General features: G+C 67.5%; 3 protein-coding genes and 1 pseudogene. 2 read left to right on the forward strand and 2 right to left on the reverse strand.

Going from position 1 to position 3,816, the window contains the following annotated elements:
• The first annotated feature begins 247 nt into the window (after nt 1–247).
• Both ACTHLF_RS10720 and ACTHLF_RS10725 read left to right on the forward strand, forming a co-directional pair.
• Complete coding sequence (locus ACTHLF_RS10720; protein ID WP_440327290.1) at nt 248–1,552, forward strand: NupC/NupG family nucleoside CNT transporter; 1,305 nt, start codon at nt 248–250, stop codon at nt 1,550–1,552.
• 3 nt (nt 1,553–1,555) lie between these two features.
• Nucleotides 1,556–2,410: a PfkB family carbohydrate kinase gene (locus ACTHLF_RS10725; RefSeq protein ID WP_440327292.1), complete on the forward strand. Its 855-nt coding sequence runs from the start codon at nt 1,556–1,558 to the stop codon at nt 2,408–2,410.
• Here ACTHLF_RS10725 and ACTHLF_RS10730 read toward each other — a convergent pair.
• Nucleotides 2,402–3,280 carry a glutaminyl-peptide cyclotransferase gene (locus ACTHLF_RS10730; protein WP_440327294.1) on the reverse strand — a complete coding sequence of 293 codons (879 nt, stop codon included), beginning with the start codon at nt 3,278–3,280 and terminating at the stop codon, nt 2,402–2,404. The genes ACTHLF_RS10725 and ACTHLF_RS10730 overlap by 9 nt on opposite strands.
• Nucleotides 3,281–3,427: 147 nt before the next feature.
• Nucleotides 3,428–3,816 (reverse strand): annotated as a pseudogene (locus tag ACTHLF_RS10735) (M1 family peptidase); the annotation flags it as partial.

The raw sequence follows: 3,816 nt of genomic DNA on the forward strand, positions 1-3,816 counted from the left end.
CCGGGGGGCCGCCGCGCGCCCCGCTCTGCCGGGTGCCCGCCGCTCTTTTGGGGGGGGGGGTGGCCTGCCGGGGCCGCCCCCCCCCCCCCCCCCCCCCCCCCCCCCCCCCCGCTCCCACAAGGGCGGCGGGCGGGGGCCTTCACGCCTTTTTCGCGCTGCGCCTTGCCCCGGGGCGTCCCGTCCCGTAACCTCCCGTTTTTTAAGCGGTCGCGGGGCTACCCCCCGGGCTTCCAAGGGGTACGTCACGATGCTGGATCTGCTGGGCCACGTTCTGTTTGGCCTGTTCGGTTTGGCGATGCTCGTGGGCATCGCGTTCTGCTTCTCCAACAACAAGCGCTCGGTCGACTGGAAGCTGGTCGCCACGGGCATCACCCTGCAGATCGCGTTCGCCGCCATCGTGCTGAAGGTGCCGCTGGGCCGCGACGTGTTCGACGCGATCGCGACTGGCTTCGTGCGCCTGCTGGATTACGTGGAAGTCGGCTCGCGCTTCATCTTCGGTAGCCTGCTCGATACCGATAAGTTCGGCGTCATCTTCGCGGTGAAGGTGCTGCCCACCATCATCTTCTTCGCCTCGCTCACGGGCGTGCTCTACCACCTCGGCGTGATGCAGCAGATCGTGAAGGGCATGGCGTGGGTCATCACCAAGGTGATGCGCGTCTCCGGCGCGGAAACCACCAGCGTCTGCGCCAGCGTGTTCATCGGCCAGACCGAAGCCCCGCTGACGATCAAGCCGTACCTGGAGCGCATGACCCAGGCCGAGCTCATGACCGTCATGATCGGCGGCATGGCGCATATCGCCGGCTCGGTGATGGCCGCCTACGTGGCCATGCTCGGCGGTGACGACCCGGCCTCGCGCATGTTCTACGCCAAGCACCTGCTGACCGCCTCGGTCATGGCCGCCCCGGCCACGATGGTGCTGGCCAAGATCCTCGTGCCCGAAACCCAGGAGCCGCTCACCCGCGGCACCGTCAAGATCGAAGTGGAAAAGACCACGGCCAACGTGATCGACGCCGCGGCGACGGGCGCGGGCGATGGCCTGAAGCTCGCCCTGAACGTCGGCGCCATGCTGCTGGCCTTCATCGCGCTCATCGCGCTGATCAACGGCCCTGTGCAGTGGGTCGGCACGATCGGCGGCGAGCACAGCATCAACGCTTATCTCTCGGCGAACGCCGGCCACCCGGTCACCTTCAGCCTCGAAACGATCTTCGGCTGGGTGCTCGCCCCGGTGGCGTGGCTGATCGGCGTGCCCTGGCACGATGCCACCATGGTCGGCAGCTTCATCGGCGAGAAGGTCGTGATCAACGAGTTCGTCGCCTATGCCGACCTCGCGAAGCACCTGCCGGACCTGATGCCGGAAAGCCGGCTCATCGCGACCTACGCGCTGTGCGGCTTCGCCAACTTCTCGTCGATCGCCATCCAGATCGGCGGTATCGGCGGCCTGGCCCCGAACCGTCGCGCCGACCTGGCCCGCCTGGGCCTGCGCGCGGTGCTGGGCGGCTCCATCGCCACCTTCATGACGGCGACCATCGCCGGCGTGCTGGAACGCTTCTGATCCATGGCCGGCATCCGCCTGCTGGTGGTCGGCGGATATAGCGAGGAAGAGCGCTGGCGCGTGCCGCGCCTTCCCCGCCCCGGCGAACCTGTCCATGCCGAAGGCTTCGAGCGCCGTCCCGGTGGGAAGGCGTTCCACCAGGCTGTCGCCGCCGCGCATGCCGGCGCCGGCGTGGGCCTGATCGCCGCCATCGGCGATGACGTGATCGACCCTTCCGGCCTGCCGCCGCTCGTGGATGCGCGCTGGCAGGTCATTCCCGGCGTGCGTACGGGGCGGACCGGCCTGTTCGACGAGCCGCGCGGGTCATCGCTTGCCGTGCTTTCCTCTGGCGCGAACGATCACCTCGACGCCGCCTTTGTCGCGGCGCAGGGCGATCTGTTCGACGAGGCCACCGTATTGCTGGCCTCGGCGGAAGCGAACATCGATACTGTCGCCGCGGCGCTGGAGTTCGCCGGCGCCAAGCGCTTGTTGCGCATCCTCGATCCGGGCCCGATGCCACCGCGCCTCTCGGTGCGGGAGTTCGCCAGCACGGACGTGCTGCTGCTTGGCCTGCATGAGTTCGCCCACGCGTGCGGGCGCTTCCTCAACATCGATATCACCGCCGCGGCCGTCACGGCGATGAGCGACACGACGATCAACGCCCTCGCCCGCCGCCTCTGCGCGGGCACCGTGGTGATCTCGCTCGACAAGAGCTGCCTGGTCTCGCACGGCGCCGACCGCCACGACGACCACACCGACGTCTACCGCGTACCCGCCTGCGGCCACGGCGATGCCTTCAAGGGCACGCTCGCCGCGCGCCTGACCCAGCCCGGGTGCTTCAGGGATGCATTGCAGGCGGCGTGCGAACGCTCAACCTGACACGGTAGGAGCCCACCCTGTGGGCGACGCCGTTCGCGGAAGAGCAACAGGACCAGATGCGCTGTTGCGAAAGATGTCGCCCCCAGGGTGGGCTCCTACGCGACAGCGTTTGACCTTTATCTCGTAGAGAGTCGCCCAGCGCTTGCCGGTGACGAACAGCCGGTCGGTCTTTTCATCGTAGGCGATGCCGTTGAGCACGGCGTCGGGATCGCCACCGACGTTCTGCTCTTTGACCAGCGGTGAAAGGTCGATCCAGTCGAGCACCTTCCCGGTCTTCGGGTCGATGCGGGCGATGCGGCTGGTCTGCCAGACGTTGGCGTAGATCACGCCCTTCACCCATTCCAGCTCGTTCACCAGCTGCACGGGCACGTCGTCGGCGGTCACGGTGATGCTGCCGGTCTGCTTGAACGTATCCGGATCCAGCACGCGGATCACCGGCGTGCCGTCGCTCATGTAGAGGTGCGTGGCATCGCGCGTCAGCGCCCAGCCTTCGCCCGGGTAGCGGATCGTGCCTTTCAGTTCGAACGAGGCGCGGTCGTAGAGGAACCCGACGCCCTGCTGCCAGGTGAGCTGGAGCAGGTACGGCCCGGCGAAGATGATCCCTTCGCCGAAGTAACCCTGCGGCACGTCGCGTTGCTGGACGATCTTTCCACTCGCCAGGTCTACCTTGCGCACGCCCGCGCCGTCGTACTCGCCGGTGCTTTCGTAGAGGAACCCGTCCTCGTAGAAAAGGCCTTCGGTGAAGGCCTTCGGATCATGCGGATAGCGGTGCACCACGGTGTAGCCGCGGACGGGGGTGGTGTCCTTTGCGCAGGCGGCAAGCGCGGCCAGCGCCACAACGGCAAATGAAGAAAGTCGTCGATATCGCATGATGTCTGGATGTCGTAGGAGCCCACCCTGTGGGCGACGCCTTTCGTACAACCGCCACAGGGTATGCGACGCTTTCGCGAAAGATGTCGCCCACAGCGTGGGCTCCTACCTTGAAGTGAGGGGCCCGAGGGCCCCCACCTTACCGCATCAGCCGTTCTTCTTGAGCCACGCGTCCACCGCCGGGAGGCGCTGGTCGCGGACCATGACGCGGTAGCGGATGCCTGCCACGGCGGTCTCGGCATCGCGGCGCGAGCCTTCGGCGATGTTCTTCGCCGCAAAGGCCTGCACCTTGTCGACCATCTTCAGGTCGAGCGAGCTGGTGGCGAGCGCCGGGTAGTAACGGGCCGCCGAGGTCGAGTCGACGAACGCATCCACCTTGTCCTTGTGCGCGACGGCGAAGTCGAACGGGTTTTCCTGTTGCAGGCGCGAGACACCGCGGATCAGGGCGGCGCTGTTGGTCGCACCCGGCTCATGGGTCAGCGCGCGATCGCGCGCACGCTTCGCCAGCGCCTCATCGCGGGCCGCGGCGAGCAAGG

The sequence above is a fragment of the Luteibacter sp. genome (genome assembly GCF_051958795.1).
Lineage (GTDB): Bacteria > Pseudomonadota > Gammaproteobacteria > Xanthomonadales > Rhodanobacteraceae > Luteibacter.